The following is a 12,964-nucleotide window of genomic DNA, read 5'->3' as shown; positions in this document are numbered from 1 at the left end:
GTGTTGTGTGACACCAATACCTGCAGAGATGCGGGATTATGTGGGAATAGCCGGGGAGAGGTGAAAACTCCCAACAAAACAAGGGTATCAGAGGGCTATCGAGGCCGCGCCGATAGATGCTGCGAATGTCATGCAGGAGGCGTTAAAATGGCCCTTGAAGCCCTGGAAAACGCGTGGTGCAGGTTGACGTGGAAGAATGCGTGAGAGGCCCGCGAATCCTTGGAAAAAAGGACAAACAGCGCGTTCTGGGCGTCTGGCGCGCTTCAGCTCCATCATCCGAACATGCAAATCGGGCCGCAAGCTCCTCTCGGCATTTGCATGTTGAGTAAAAGGGATGAAAATCAATGCGTTGATGTAGGTCCGGGCCTGCAGAGCGCATCGACGAACATGCAAACGATTATTGGCGATGCGGGAGAGGAACTGTGCGTTCTAGCTCTGCAGACAAGAAGCCCGACGAGGTCTTCTCTGTAGTGAGGAGCATCACTTTCCGAGTTGTTCGAGGCTTACCGACTTTCCGAAACCCTCCTTCTTCGGGAAAATTTGCTTGATCTCGGCTTCGCCGGGAGCAGCCTCCCGTATGTGCTTACGAGCCTCATAGACAGCGATGTCCCGCTTGATGGCCAAGACGCTCCTGAAAGTTTTAGGTATGCGGTATGCTTCGGAGACGGCATGGACTGCACTGGCGAAAACTACGAGCTGAACTACCCGTCGCGCGGCATCAGGAAGGTAAATAGCCTGCCCTAGCACAACAGTGTCCAAGTTCACGACCGGGGTCATGGTAAACACGAGCAAAGCAGCGAAGACGAAAGCTACATAGGCAAGTGTGCGGAAGAGGGCTGCCGTGTTCTGACGGACGTCGTCATATAGCTCGTTAATCTTCTGAACGGATCGCCCTGTGCCACTCATGCTCGTAATGGCCAATGAGACTGTAGGAAGGATGCTCGCAGAGACCAGCCCTAAAAAGGTCACAAGCATACGAACGGGCTCACCCGCAAAAAGCGCCGGTGGAATCGCTGCCCCGCTCACTGCCGCACCAGCGAGCGTCAGCCATGTCAACCCTCGAAGCGACAATCAATTTTCCCTGCAGCAGCCCATTCCTTCAGGGCGTCAACGATCTTTAACATAGCATCTTCGGGGTCCAGGAGGGAGCCTTCTGTCTTCACATCTTTCATGACCGTAAGTTTGACCATTCCTCCCTTCTCGCGGCCATCGCCCTGAAGGCCAAGATCAGCCGGATCGAAGTTTCGCAGCGCCTCGTTGACGGCGGCTCTAGGTATTCGAACCTTGCTACGCTGACTTTTGATTACGACTTTAAGAAGGCCTTCGATGCGCCCTCCTGCAGGAATTTGCTGCTCCAAGCGTTCCAAAGCCTCGTCTGGCCACCCCATCAGCTTCAAAATATCAAAAACGGTGTGCCCTTCTTCTCTTGCTTGTCCAGCCTGCCTCTCATCATCAATCACCACTGACCGATTGTCGGCAGATGCATGCTTCGGGCGCGCCGAGATTGTCAGGTCTGATATCTCCTGCAGCCCCTTTTCCCCCTGTGCGCTGAATTGCGCATTGAGGATCACCTGCTGCCCAGGCTCGAGTTCTCCTGCATTTTGGAATAGCGCAGTCAAGTATCGCTCGAGTATCTGCCCCCGGACAGTATGGCCTTCGATGAGGCCCACATGGTTTTTGTTGACCGCGAAGTAAAGAACGCCCTTCAGAACACGAGCGGCAGGTCCTACGTCAATGTTCTGAAGCACAAATTCGTCAGTATCTTCATCGAGAGATTGAAGAACCGCCTGAATGTCTGCTCCGGCCTGAAGGTGGATGAGCTGCCCGCAGAAGACCGCCCCGTCCCAAGCTTCGGGTGAGGAAACCTTGTTCAGGATCACGTAGCTGCCATCTTGGTCGAGATCGATGATCCGAAGCCGCGCGTTCTCCCCAACTGTGTGATGCTCCCTACGCCGACGGAGCACATCAACCAGCATGTCCTTCAGCTCCATCCCGCGCAGCGGGCCTTCCGCCTTTAATTCACGGTATTGGATTGTCGCCTTCTTGTTTTTAGCCAAAGTTCTCGCCCCCACGTTCCTTCCTGTCTCTCTCACCTAACGTGGCACTATCTTTAGATGATTCGCTACGAGGCCGATCTCCCGAAGGGCGTCATCCGTGATTACCGACCTGATATCAGCAGCTCGGCCCGTGCGTTTCGGCTGCCAGCCTGTTTGCCGACGGTGTACGTTGTGCTCATCTCCTCGATCCGGGCCCAGGCGAACATGGCGCGGATCTCTGGCACGTCGTTGATGGACAGGATGAACTGCCCCTTGATCGCGGCCATCGCATCCGCCAGGCGCTGAAAATCCCCGCGGCCGAACATCTGCTTGCCGTAGTCGTCCTCGCATCCCCAGTAGGGCGGATCGAGATAGAAGAGCGTGTCCGCACCATCGTAGCGCGGGATGAACTCGCCCCAGTCCAGGCACTCGATCACGACGCCGGCGAGGCGGCTGTGAAGATCCTCCAGCATGGGCTCCAACGTCGTGAGGTTGAAGCGTGCGGGGCGGTCGATGGAAACGCCGAAGTTCCGCCCCGAGACCTTGCCGCCGAAGGCGGTGCGCTGAAGGTAGATGAAGCGCGCTGCACGTTCCAGATCCGTTAGCGTATCGGGATCGACGCGCACTAGGCGCTCGAACTCCGTCCGGGTGGTCAGCTGGAACCGCAGCGTGTCGAGGAACTGGGGATAATGACGTTGGAGGATGCGGAAGAGGTTAGCCACGTCCCGCCCGCGATCGTTGATCACCTCGGCGCGCGGCCGGGATTTGCGACGCAGGAAAATACCTCCCATGCCCACGAAAGGCTCGGCATAGGTCATGTGCGGGATCGCCTCGATCTTGGCACAGATGCGCCCTGCGAGGTTTCGCTTTCCGCCTAGCCAAGGTGCCACGGGGGAGACGGGTTCAACGGGATGTAAACCGGTGTTCAAGGGCGTGTTCCTGGCGCTGCGCTGTCAGGAACAAAATACGAACATTTGCGCGGCGCAGCAATCAGTTAGGAACCAGAAGTTCGGTGTAGCAGGCGTGGACAGCTTCGTCGCGGAAATCATCTATAGAACGCTGTCGTATCTCCGGATCGGAATATCGGTGACGACCGTAGGCTTTGACGACCATACCGCGCAACAGGTCAGAAGACGAAACGGTCTCCATCATTTCGACCATGGGGACGCCGGCCTGGTGGCTGCGCATTATTATCTCCGCCCACCGCCCAAGGGTCGCGCAAAATTCGTCGTCAGACAGCTCTTCTGAATGCGCGGGGAGGGCCAAAAGTGACATGGCGAGTGCCGCGAGCGCAGGCACTAGCTGGAAAGGTCGTTGCATCTGCATGATCACTCCCTGTTTGTGTGGCCCCACCACGCTACGCGCCCGATGACAGTTACCTCAGACATCTGCTTTTTCTCAGTAGGATGAAGCTTGTTTTCTGAGATTAGAAGTAGTTCGTCCGATCCAGCCCTCTCGATCCGCTTCACCCGCGCATCTCCATCATCGACAATTGCATAGATCGGTGCTGGCCGGCGGTCATTGTATGGGCGGGCCCGCATTGGGGGCACATTTTTCGCAGTATCAATCAGAATTAGATCGCCAGCGCAAATAGTAGGCTCCATGCTGTCGCCGATTACGCGTGCCAGACGGGCCTTATTAGGGGAAATGCCAAGCTTTCGCAGCCAGTCTCGCCGGAAGGCCAAATGCTCGACAACTTCTTCAGAGGAATTGTCCGCGCCTGCACCTGCCGCCAACCAAGCTTCATGAAGCGGAATCTCGGCGTACTCCTCGTTCACGGCAGGAGATAGAGAATCTTGCTCCACCTGGCGGGGCGGGCCAACGTAAAATTCCAAGCCTAGAACATCGCACAGTGCGACCAGGTTTTCCATGGTCGGCAGGCCATACCGCTCCCTGCCCATGTTCGAGATCAAGTAGCGATTACCCACGGCGCGTTCAGACGCCTCGACGGCGCTCAAGCCCTTTGTTTTCAACTGGGCTTTGATGATCTCAAGGAGCTGGTCCTTATCCATGTTGGCAGATGTGCCAACAAACGCGCAGCAGCGCAATCCCCCGCTTGACATGTGGCACATTTGCCAACCATAAATGGTGGCATGAAAGCCAATAATGATATCGCGGCGATCGCAACCCTGACGAACGCTCTTGCGGGGCACAGGAACTGGGCGATCAACACGGTCAGCCTGCGGGCGACCGGCAAGGGGACGTATGTCGCTGATCTGACAGCGGGCCGTGTCGGCCTGACGATCAGGCGCCGTGACCGCATCATTCAATGGTTCTCCGACCATTGGCCCTCTGACCTTGAGTGGCCGCGTGGCATTCCCCGTCCCCCCAAGTCCAGAGAGAAGGAGGTTGCGTGATGGAGCGTGACGATGTGAGTTCGGTCTTCACCGGCATTCTGGGTGCTGAAGATCCGTGGGGCGCGTTCATCGCCTGGCTTGGCGAGCGGCGTGAGGAAAACCGCCGCCAGGGTGGAGATGACGAGGTGTTCCTGGGCGTGATGGTCATGCAGGCGCTCATGCTGAACCTGCCTCTCGGGGACGGAGGTCGGAAATGACCTTCAAAGCCCCCTTGGCGAGCAATTCGTTCAGGCCCGGCCGTGCTTCCTTTCCGACGGCAATGGCCTCCAGTGCCTCGATGATTGCGGCGGTGGAAACGTCTTTGCCCGAGCGGATGAGGTCGAGCACGACCGCGCCGATGACACCTCGCGCGATTTCGGGGTTTTCGCTCATCTCGTGCATCCGCAGGTGGGCACGTTCGGTCATTGCGGCCGCCTTGGCCGCAGCATCTGGTTTGGTCATTCGAACAGTCCTTGATCTGTCTGTTAGGTCTTGGGCTCAGGTGGCGGGAGGTGCGGTCAACACCTCTCGTCACCGCCATGATGACGGCGGCCCACACTCCGACAAGACACAACGGTTTGTGGGTGAAGCCACCGAAATCCGCGCAGCGTCTGCCCCCGTTGCGCGTGATCCCGTCGGCCCGCGCGTATTGCAGTCGCTGCGCGCGGGCTGGCGCCGGACGGTCCATGTCATGCGCTGGCTCGACGATCACTGGATCGGCGACCTGATCGGCGTGATTGCGCTGTTCGGCTGCCTCTATCTCTTTCTGCTTCTGACATGGGTGATTTCATGAGCGCAGACTATCGCGTGCGGCCCCTGCTTCTGGGTTGGGGTGTCATCAAGGCGGGCATCCGTGTCAGCCCCGTCTTCAAGACCCGTGGGGAGGCCGAGGGCTGGCTTGAGCGCCATCTGGCGGGCCGGGCCCCTGCAAGCCGCAGCTGCATGAGCTGCGCCGCGCCTTTCGACAGCGCGGGTCTTCATGACAGGCTTTGTCCGCGCTGCGGCCTGGCGGGTCACAACCTGCATTCCGATGCCAGCGCGACCGCCTGGCCCGGGCGTCATGAGCGCAGGGAGACTGTGTGATGGCCGAGCCGACCACTCCCAAGCGCCCCATTAGCGAAAGGCAGAGATTCACGGAGCATTTGCTGGCCGCGAGTATGAAAGCGGACGAGTTCGCGCACCGCGCCCGAATGGCTGCTGCTGAGGCAGCCAAGGATGGCGAGAGCTTCACGTTCTTACACGCGATGACCACAGAGAGCTACGAGGCTGTCCAGTTTTGGTTCCAGGCCGCTCAAAAGGCTCTGAATGAGGGCAAAAATGGTCTGGGAGACAGCAAATGAGCCGTGCTGTCCTTATCCATACAATTACCGAGCTTCCGCTTGATGCCATCGACGTCACGGATGACCGCCTGCGCCCGGTGAGCGATGTCGATGTCGAGGGAATCGCCGTTTCGATTGCCGAACACGGGTTGATCTATCCCCTCGCTGTCCGTCGCCTGCCGAAGCAGCGTTTCGAGCTGATCGATGGCGGTCATCGTCTTGCTGCACTGAAGCGGCTGGGTGTGAGCACGGCACCGGTCCGCTGCTATGAGGGTCCGGTTGCCGCGATCCGGTTAATCGAGATCGATACGAACCTCGCGCGCGCCGACCTGTCGGATCTTGATCGCGCGATTCACATGGCTGCCCGGAAGCGTGAATTTGTTGCAGAACACCCTGAGACTGCGCAGGGCAAAGCGGGCGCTGTGGCACGTTGGAATGCAACGGCCGAAATGGCCGTTGCATCGTTCGTGACCGCAACAGCCGAAAGAACGGGACTTCCTGAGCGAAAGATACGGAAGTTTGTCGAAGCGGGCTCGGCGCTGGACAAAGTGACAGCCGAGCGCCTGCGGTCTGCGCCGAAACGGATATTTCTAAACGACATTCTCGCGCTTGCGAAGGCTGAACCCGCGCGCCGTTCGGAGGCGGTTGAGGCGTTCGCATCCGGGGCGGTTCCGAAAATCTCCAAGGCCCTGAAAAAGTCCGCTGTGGCCCCTGTGAAAGACCCCGTTGACGAGCAGTTGAAGGTCCTGCTTTCGGCCTGGTCCCGGGCGGGGGCTGCGGCCCGGCGCCGGTTTACCGAGGAACGGTATGCCGATCTCGCGCCGCTGGTTTCGGATGCCAGCGCGAAGCATGGCGATACCATCGTCTATTTCCAGCCGCCCCTGCCGATGGGCGACCGGGGGGTTGCGTGATGGTGGCACCGGCCCGGGAATGGTGGACGACCGACGCGCTGGCTGCCAGCGGCTTGCCGGATGTGCCCGGTACGCGCCAAGGGGTTGACGCGCTGGCGGCCCGGCTGCAGTGGCGCGCGCATCCCGAACAGGCCCGACGCCGTGCCGGCCGCGGTGGCGGCTGGGAATATCACTGGAAGCTTTTGCCGCTGCGCGCCCAGACGGCGCTGCTGAAGGCGGCCGCGGCCCCTGCCGCGCCGGAGGTCAAAGCCGAGGCGCGCCCGTCCCGCGATGAGATCTGGGCGTGGTTCGACGGATTGCCCGAGAAGGTCAAGGAAACGGCCAGCGCGCGTCTGCGCATCGTTCAGCTGGTCGATCAGCTGACCGGACCCATGGGTCGGCACCTCGCTGTCGAGGCCGTTGCCCGGCAGGAGGGCAAAGGGACGCGCACCCTCTGGCTCTGGCTGTCGATGATCGATGGCGTGGACCCTGCCGACCGGCTGGCATATCTCGCGCCGCGCCATAGGGCGGCCAAACCCCGGCGCGAACGGGCTGAATGCAGCCAGGAGTTTCTGGACTGGCTGAAGGCGGACTATCTGCGGCTTGGTGGTCCGAGCTTCAGCAGTTGTTATGATCGCGTTGTGGCGCTTTGCGAAAGCCGTGGCGTCGGGTTTCTCGCGCCCAGGACGGCGCGCCGCTGGATCGAGGACAACATTCCGCGGGTCACGCGGATCTTCGCCCGCGAAGGAGAAAAGGGTCTGGCGCGCTGCTTTCCGCCCCAGATCCGCGACCGCAGCACGATGAGCGCCATGGAAGGCGTCAACGCGGACTGCCACAAGATCGACGTCTTCGTCCAATGGCCGGGGATCAGCAAGCCGGTGCGGCCGCAGATCGTTGCGTTCCAGGATCTTTATTCCCGCAAGATCCTGTCCTGGCGCGTCGACCTCGACCCGAACAAGGTCGCGGTCATGTCGGCCTTCGGTGAGATGATCGAGACCTGGGGCATCCCGGAGCATTGCCTGTTCGACAACGGCCGGGAGTTCGCAAACAAGTGGCTCACGGGCGGGGCGCCCACCCGGTTCCGCTTCAAGGTCCGGGATCAGGACCCGCTGGGCGTGCTGCCGATGATGGGCGTAAAGATCCACTGGGCCACCCCCGGTCACGGCCAAGCCAAGCCGATCGAGCGCGCCTTCCGCGACCTCGCTGACCGGATCGCGCTCGATCCGAGGTTTGCCGGCGCCTATGTCGGCAACCGCCCCGATGCGAAGCCCGAGGATTACGGCAGCCGGGCCATTCCCCGCGACGAATTCCTGCGCGTTCTGGACGAGGGTATCCGGGTGCATAACGCCCGGCAGGGCCGTCTGACCGAAACGGCCAAAGGGCGCAGCTTCGATGAGACATTCGCCGAGAGCTACGCGCAGAGCCGCATCCGGAAGGCCACGCCGGAACAGAACCGGCTTTGGCTGATGGGGCAGAAGGTCTGCAAGCTGCATCGCGGTCATGGCAGCCTGACCCTCTTCAAGAACGGCTACTGGGCCGACTGGATGAACGAATATGCCGGTCAGGAGGTGGTCGCGCGGTTCGACCCCGAGAACCTGCATGCGGGTATTCATGTCTATACTCTGGCCGGCGCCTATCTGGGCCAGGCCGGGTGTCGCGAGAAGGTCGGTTTTTTCGATCTGGTCGGCGCGCGGCTTCAGGCGAAAGCGGAGCGTCAACGCCGCCGCGCCGAAAAGGACATCCTCGACGCGATGCGGCCAGTCTCGGTACGGGATTACGCGGCCGAGCTCGACAAGGTCCCGGAGGCGGAGACCCCGCTTGTTGCTGCCAAGGTCGTCGATCTCGATGCCGCCCGTATCCGCCAGCCGCTGTTCTCCCGCGAGATGCCGGTGCCGGCCGCCGATCCGGTGGCAGAAGAACGGCACGAGACCTTTGTGCTGGAGTTCCGGCGTTCGGAAACCGCGTCCCCCGAGCCTGCCGAAACCGACAGCGACCGGTTCCGCCGGGCCCTTGCGATCGAAGAGCGGTCCGAGGCGGGCCAGCCGATCGGCGCGGCCGAAGCCGAATGGCTGCGCACGTATCAGATGACCCCCGAATACACCCGGCAACGGATGTTGTTCGAGGATTTCGGCGAAGCGGGACTGGGATGAACACGCCGCCCGGGCATGCAGGCCCGGACGGCGCAGATAGAAAGGCAACGAGCAAACCATGACAGATGAACGACCCCTTTTCAACAGCGTGGCGCCCTTGCGGAATGTGGGCGCCCTGGTCGAGCTGATCGACCGGGTCCAGAAGCGCGGCTATGGCCTGCCCGGCATGGCGACGTTCTATGGCCCGTCGGGTTACGGGAAGACCACTGCTGCGGTCTATGCGGCCAACCGGTTCCGCGCGTCGCTGGTGCAGGTGAAGTCCGCCTGGACGGCCCGCAAGCTCTGCGCCTCGATCCTGCAGGATCTCGGTCTGCCGGCCGCCCGCACCATTGCCGACATGATCGACGATATCGCGGCGGAGGCGGCCAAGTCGGGCCGCGTCCTGATGATCGACGAAGCCGACCACCTTGTGGCGCGCAACATGATCGAGATCGTGCGCGACATCTATGAGAGCTCCGGCGCGCCGGTCATCCTGATCGGCGAAGAGCTTCTGCCGCAGAAGCTGTCGCGCTGGGAGCGGGTCCATGGGCGGATGCTGGACTGGGTGGGCGCGCAGCCGGCGGACCTGGGCGATGTCCGGCATCTGGCGGGGATCTATTGCGGCGGCATCTCTCTCGACGAGGAATTGCTGAGCCATGTGCTGCGCGACTCGAACGCCTCGATCCGGCGCATCTGCATCAACCTCGACCGTGTGCGTGAATTCGCGCTGACCAAGAACCTCAAGGCCGTCACCCGAAAGGACTGGGGGAAGAACAGTTTCTTCACCGGCGATGCCCCCGCCCCGCGGAGGATCTCGCCATGACGGCGCGCAAGGCCGGGCGCCGGCCGGCCTCCACTCCGTCGGTCGGGCGGCAGGAGATATGGGAGGCGATCCGCCTTCAGGCCGGGGGTTTCACTGCGGCTTCACTGTCCACCGCGAGCGGCGCGAACCGGAAGACGATCGAAGACTATCTGCGCTGCCTGCATCCGGCCGGAGTGATCGAGCGGGCGGGCGAGGATGGCTGGCGGTTGGCCGACGATCGGGGCCACCATGCGCCGCGCCTGAACCGGGCCGGCAAGCCGGTCGTCCAGGGTGCGGGGACCGAAAACATGTGGCGCAGCATGCGGATGCTCGCGACCTTCAGTCCTCGTGACATCTCGGCGCATTCGTCCACGCCCGAGGTGCAGGTCACCGAACCGACCGCGAAGTCCTATTGCGGGATGCTGCTGCGCTGCGGGTATCTGCGCGTAATCCGGAAGGCATCGCCCGGTGTACGGCAGGCAACCTATCGCCTGATCCGGAACAGCGGACCCAAGCCGCCGCAGGTTCAGCGGGTCAAGCGGATCTATGATCCGAACACCGGCGAAGTGCACATGCCGGGGGAACGCTGATGGAAGGTCCGGTCGAGATCGCCCGCGCCTCCTGGGGGGCCGACATTCCGGCATGGGTTTTGCGGCTGGCGGAAGAATGTGCCCGCAGCAGCCAGAACAAGGTTGCGGCGCAGATGAACCGCTCGGCGTCGCTCGTCTCTGCGGTTCTGCGCGCGAAGTACAAGGGCGATCTGGACGCCGTGTCGGAGGTCGTTCTGGGCGTCTTCGGTGGTGCGACGGTGGACTGCCCTGCGCTCGGCACTGTCCCTGCCAACCTTTGCCGCGACTGGAGGGCGAGAAGCACCCGGTTCGAGAACGTGAACGCCCTGCGCGTGCGCATGTACCGCGCCTGCAACAGCTGCCCCAGAAACAGGAAGGAGGCCTGACGTGACCTTGCTCGACATTCTCGAAAACACGGAATTCACCGACGCGGGCACGGCTTTGTTCACGGAACTCGCCAGCAACTCCGCGACTGACGAAAGCGCACTTGTGGTGCTCGCGGCCGCGGCCGCCCTTCTTGCCCGTGGTGCGGTCAACGACGACGCGCTTCTGGTCAGCTGCTGCGAATTCGCCGAGGTCGCGGAAGAGATGCATCGCTCCCTGATCAACCGTCAGCGTCGGGCCGCCAAGGCACCCGTCCTGAGGCTTGTAGGCCGTGACGGCCATATTTCCACACCGAAAGGAAACCTCGCATGAGCACTTATCCTCCCGCGCCCATCCCCTCCGGCCGCGTCGAGATCAATGGGGTTGAGCATATGCTCGGCCCCGATGGCGCAAAGCTGCCGGTGTCCATTGTGAAGCCGCAGCATGTGCTCGAAGATGATCTGGTCCGCCAGGAAATCGGACATGCCGTGGCGCTCTCCCGGCAGATCGGCCGGTTCATCGCGCATTTCCATGAGAACCTCGGCGCCTTCGAGGCGCTGATCGCCGAGCGCTACGGAGCGAAGATCGGCGGAAAGAAGGGCAACAAGACATTGATGTCCTATGACGGCCTCTACAAGGTCACCGTCCAGGTGGCTGACAACGTGGTCTTCGGTCCGGAGCTGCAGGTCGCCAAGACGCTGGTGGACGAATGCCTGACGGACTGGAGTGCGGGAGCGAATGACGAGTTGAAGGCGGTCATCGCGCGCGCATTCAACACCGACAAGGAAGGTCAGATCAACCGCGCCGCGCTTTACAGCCTGCTGCGCCTGGAGATTTCCGATACGCGCTGGCAACAGGCGATGCAGGCCATCCGCGATGCCATGCGGGTGGTGGGATCGAAGAACTATGTGAGGTTCTACCAGCGCACAGCCGCCGACGCAGCCTGGGAGCCGATCACCATCGATCTGGCCAAGGCAGGTTCAGCATGACCGCTCGCGAATGGAAAGATCATGACTGGCCCGCGGTCCTTGCCGCCCTGCAGGACCTGCTTGACCATTCGGTTCGTGAAGAACCGGGTGCCCGGATGTTTCACATCGCGCTGCAGGAGGTCATCGACGGTCTGCCTGAGGAGGCCTTCCAATGAAACTCCGCGCTGACATGCCGGTATGGAAGCGGGTCGCGATCATTGAGGAGGCGCTGGCCGATGTGCTGGACCGTGGCGAGACGATGGAGGTGGGCGGTGGCCCAGAAGGCGCGGCGGATCGCTGCGTCTATGTGATCGCCGGGATCTATTCGGACCATCGCGTCGGCCACAGCCTGACCGAGATGGCCAGGGAACTGGAGGCCCTGCTGTCATGACGGCCGTCCGGTCCCTGCAACGCACCGTGCATCTCGCCTGCCGCCAGCTCGGCCTTGATGCCGACATGCGCCGGGATCTGCAGCTGGCCGTAACAGGCCGTGCCAGCATGGCCGACATGACCGAGGCGGATCTGAAAAAGGTGATCGAGGCCCTCGTGAAACGGGGCTTCAAGCCCTCGTTCAAGCCCGGCGCGCGCGGCCGCCATGCCCCCGCACCGCGTGCCGATCTGCGATACGTGCATGTGCTCTGGCGGCAACTCGGTGCCGCCGGTGCCTTGAAGCGTCCCGATCGGGGCGGCCTCAACGCCTTTGTGCGGTCCCGGTTCGAGGGCAAGTGGCAGTCGGTGCCGATCGACATCGACGCGCTGCGCGATGCGGGGCAGATCAACGATGTAATCCGGGCGCTGAAGGACATGTGCGTCCGCGCGGGGATAAGCCTCCCATGAAGCGCCCGCGTCCCCACGTCACGGATCACGCGATGCTCCGCTATCTGGAGCGTGTGGTCGGGATCGACGTCACAGCGCATCGGCGCGATATCGAACGCCTGGTGGCGCAGGCAGTGGAATTGCAGGCCACCGCCCTCACCAAGGATGGCTACCGGTATGTTATCAACGATTTCCGCGTCACGACTGTCATGCCGGCGCATTCCGAACTGCGGATCATGCGTCCCTTTCGTCACCGGGACGGCTGGGGGGATGGATGAGCAGACTGCCGCGCCCGCCAGCCCATGTGGAACCTTATGTTCGGATTCTCGGTCATGAGACTGCCGTTGCATTTCTGATGTATTTCGGCGGGGGCGAGCTTTATCTGCCGCGCAAGTCGGGCGGTAAATCACCTGTAGAACCCGTTCTCGGGAAAGAGGCCGCCAGCGCGCTTGCGCAGGCGGCCGATCGTCTTCCCAAGCGGGTTCCCACCGCCAAGCCGTGGTTGGCCGAAGTGATGCGCGCCGAGGGCTTGTCTGCCACCGAAATCGCCCGCAGACTGCATGTCACGGATGTGGCCGTTCGGCGCTGGCTGAAAGCCGCGGACCGACGTTCCGGGCCGTCCGGCGCCCGCGATCCGCGGCAATTACCCCTCATCTGATTTTCCCCGCAAACCGTTGTGCCTAGTCGCTTTGCGGCTATCGCGCGACGATCGGTCATCATGTTCGGGGGACGGCCC

Annotated in this window: 22 protein-coding genes; 16 read left to right on the top strand and 6 right to left on the bottom strand. The window is 62.0% G+C overall.

Annotation, left to right across the window (positions count from 1 at the left end):
- Positions 1 to 480: 480 nt before the first annotated feature.
- The 5 genes from ACFSGJ_RS18280 to ACFSGJ_RS18260 all read right to left on the bottom strand — a co-directional run bounded on the left by ACFSGJ_RS18280 (position 481) and on the right by ACFSGJ_RS18260 (position 4,306).
- Complete coding sequence (locus tag ACFSGJ_RS18280; protein WP_390265218.1) at positions 481 to 1,071, bottom strand: hypothetical protein; 591 nt, start codon at positions 1,069 to 1,071, stop codon at positions 481 to 483.
- Positions 1,053 to 2,072, bottom strand: coding sequence for a hypothetical protein (locus ACFSGJ_RS18275; RefSeq protein ID WP_390265215.1), 1,020 nt, complete (start codon positions 2,070 to 2,072; stop codon positions 1,053 to 1,055). The genes ACFSGJ_RS18280 and ACFSGJ_RS18275 overlap by 19 nt, the downstream gene beginning before the upstream one ends.
- Positions 2,073 to 2,158: 86 nt before the next feature.
- Positions 2,159 to 2,965, bottom strand: a complete 807-nt coding sequence (locus ACFSGJ_RS18270) for a DNA adenine methylase (protein WP_390265212.1) — start codon at positions 2,963 to 2,965, stop codon at positions 2,159 to 2,161.
- A gap of 61 nt (positions 2,966 to 3,026) precedes the next feature.
- Positions 3,027 to 3,362: a hypothetical protein gene (locus ACFSGJ_RS18265; protein ID WP_390265209.1), complete on the bottom strand. Its 336-nt coding sequence runs from the start codon at positions 3,360 to 3,362 to the stop codon at positions 3,027 to 3,029.
- A gap of 2 nt (positions 3,363 to 3,364) precedes the next feature.
- On the bottom strand, positions 3,365 to 4,306 hold the full coding sequence (locus ACFSGJ_RS18260; protein WP_390265207.1) for a S24 family peptidase: 942 nt from the start codon (positions 4,304 to 4,306) through the stop codon (positions 3,365 to 3,367).
- Between the two features lie 86 nt (positions 4,307 to 4,392).
- On the opposite strand from ACFSGJ_RS18260, the gene ACFSGJ_RS18255 reads away from it, so the two are divergent.
- Complete coding sequence (locus tag ACFSGJ_RS18255; protein WP_390265204.1) at positions 4,393 to 4,590, top strand: hypothetical protein; 198 nt, start codon at positions 4,393 to 4,395, stop codon at positions 4,588 to 4,590.
- Here the strand turns inward: ACFSGJ_RS18255 and ACFSGJ_RS18250 are convergent.
- On the bottom strand, positions 4,550 to 4,798 hold the full coding sequence (locus ACFSGJ_RS18250) for a hypothetical protein (RefSeq protein WP_390265201.1): 249 nt from the start codon (positions 4,796 to 4,798) through the stop codon (positions 4,550 to 4,552). The two genes, ACFSGJ_RS18255 and ACFSGJ_RS18250, sit on opposite strands and share 41 nt — an antisense overlap.
- Positions 4,799 to 4,952: 154 nt before the next feature.
- On the opposite strand from ACFSGJ_RS18250, the gene ACFSGJ_RS18245 reads away from it, so the two are divergent.
- The 15 genes from ACFSGJ_RS18245 to ACFSGJ_RS18175 are packed head-to-tail and all read left to right on the top strand — an operon-like array spanning position 4,953 to position 12,886.
- On the top strand, positions 4,953 to 5,165 hold the full coding sequence (locus tag ACFSGJ_RS18245; RefSeq protein WP_390265198.1) for a hypothetical protein: 213 nt from the start codon (positions 4,953 to 4,955) through the stop codon (positions 5,163 to 5,165).
- Positions 5,162 to 5,455 (top strand): hypothetical protein, encoded by a 294-nt coding sequence (locus ACFSGJ_RS18240; protein ID WP_390265196.1) that lies wholly within the window; start codon positions 5,162 to 5,164, stop codon positions 5,453 to 5,455. Before ACFSGJ_RS18245 ends, ACFSGJ_RS18240 begins: the two co-directional genes overlap by 4 nt.
- Positions 5,455 to 5,712 (top strand): hypothetical protein, encoded by a 258-nt coding sequence (locus ACFSGJ_RS18235; RefSeq protein ID WP_390265193.1) that lies wholly within the window; start codon positions 5,455 to 5,457, stop codon positions 5,710 to 5,712. The genes ACFSGJ_RS18240 and ACFSGJ_RS18235 overlap by 1 nt, the downstream gene beginning before the upstream one ends.
- Entirely contained in the window at positions 5,709 to 6,602 is an 894-nt protein-coding gene (locus ACFSGJ_RS18230; RefSeq protein ID WP_390265190.1) for a ParB/RepB/Spo0J family partition protein, read from the top strand. The genes ACFSGJ_RS18235 and ACFSGJ_RS18230 overlap by 4 nt, the downstream gene beginning before the upstream one ends.
- Positions 6,602 to 8,731: a transposase domain-containing protein gene (locus ACFSGJ_RS18225; protein ID WP_390265229.1), complete on the top strand. Its 2,130-nt coding sequence runs from the start codon at positions 6,602 to 6,604 to the stop codon at positions 8,729 to 8,731. The genes ACFSGJ_RS18230 and ACFSGJ_RS18225 overlap by 1 nt, the downstream gene beginning before the upstream one ends.
- Positions 8,732 to 8,789: 58 nt before the next feature.
- A complete protein-coding gene (locus tag ACFSGJ_RS18220; RefSeq protein WP_390265187.1) occupies positions 8,790 to 9,533 on the top strand; it encodes an AAA family ATPase in 744 nt (247 codons plus the stop codon).
- Positions 9,530 to 10,102: a hypothetical protein gene (locus ACFSGJ_RS18215; protein WP_390265184.1), complete on the top strand. Its 573-nt coding sequence runs from the start codon at positions 9,530 to 9,532 to the stop codon at positions 10,100 to 10,102. The genes ACFSGJ_RS18220 and ACFSGJ_RS18215 overlap by 4 nt, the downstream gene beginning before the upstream one ends.
- On the top strand, positions 10,102 to 10,467 hold the full coding sequence (locus tag ACFSGJ_RS18210; protein WP_390265181.1) for a hypothetical protein: 366 nt from the start codon (positions 10,102 to 10,104) through the stop codon (positions 10,465 to 10,467). Before ACFSGJ_RS18215 ends, ACFSGJ_RS18210 begins: the two co-directional genes overlap by 1 nt.
- A 1-nt stretch (position 10,468) precedes the next feature.
- Positions 10,469 to 10,777 carry a hypothetical protein gene (locus ACFSGJ_RS18205; RefSeq protein WP_390265178.1) on the top strand — a complete coding sequence of 103 codons (309 nt, stop codon included), beginning with the start codon at positions 10,469 to 10,471 and terminating at the stop codon, positions 10,775 to 10,777.
- The gene (locus tag ACFSGJ_RS18200; protein WP_390265176.1) at positions 10,774 to 11,433 is read left to right on the top strand and encodes a DUF3164 family protein; all 660 of its coding nucleotides are present in this window, start codon (positions 10,774 to 10,776) and stop codon (positions 11,431 to 11,433) included. Before ACFSGJ_RS18205 ends, ACFSGJ_RS18200 begins: the two co-directional genes overlap by 4 nt.
- Positions 11,430 to 11,588, top strand: coding sequence for a hypothetical protein (locus ACFSGJ_RS18195; protein WP_390265174.1), 159 nt, complete (start codon positions 11,430 to 11,432; stop codon positions 11,586 to 11,588). Before ACFSGJ_RS18200 ends, ACFSGJ_RS18195 begins: the two co-directional genes overlap by 4 nt.
- Positions 11,585 to 11,803: a hypothetical protein gene (locus tag ACFSGJ_RS18190; protein WP_390265171.1), complete on the top strand. Its 219-nt coding sequence runs from the start codon at positions 11,585 to 11,587 to the stop codon at positions 11,801 to 11,803. Before ACFSGJ_RS18195 ends, ACFSGJ_RS18190 begins: the two co-directional genes overlap by 4 nt.
- A complete protein-coding gene (locus ACFSGJ_RS18185; protein ID WP_390265168.1) occupies positions 11,800 to 12,249 on the top strand; it encodes a phage protein GemA/Gp16 family protein in 450 nt (149 codons plus the stop codon). Before ACFSGJ_RS18190 ends, ACFSGJ_RS18185 begins: the two co-directional genes overlap by 4 nt.
- Complete coding sequence (locus ACFSGJ_RS18180) at positions 12,246 to 12,506, top strand: hypothetical protein (RefSeq protein ID WP_390265165.1); 261 nt, start codon at positions 12,246 to 12,248, stop codon at positions 12,504 to 12,506. Before ACFSGJ_RS18185 ends, ACFSGJ_RS18180 begins: the two co-directional genes overlap by 4 nt.
- Positions 12,503 to 12,886, top strand: coding sequence for a helix-turn-helix domain-containing protein (locus ACFSGJ_RS18175; protein WP_390265162.1), 384 nt, complete (start codon positions 12,503 to 12,505; stop codon positions 12,884 to 12,886). Before ACFSGJ_RS18180 ends, ACFSGJ_RS18175 begins: the two co-directional genes overlap by 4 nt.
- The last annotated feature ends 78 nt before the right edge of the window (positions 12,887 to 12,964 follow it).

It is taken from the genome of Halodurantibacterium flavum, from assembly GCF_042681825.1.
In the GTDB taxonomy this organism is placed as follows: domain Bacteria; phylum Pseudomonadota; class Alphaproteobacteria; order Rhodobacterales; family Rhodobacteraceae; genus Halodurantibacterium; species Halodurantibacterium flavum.
Note: the sequence above shows the minus strand (reverse complement) of the source record. Positions and strands in the feature narration are given on the sequence as shown.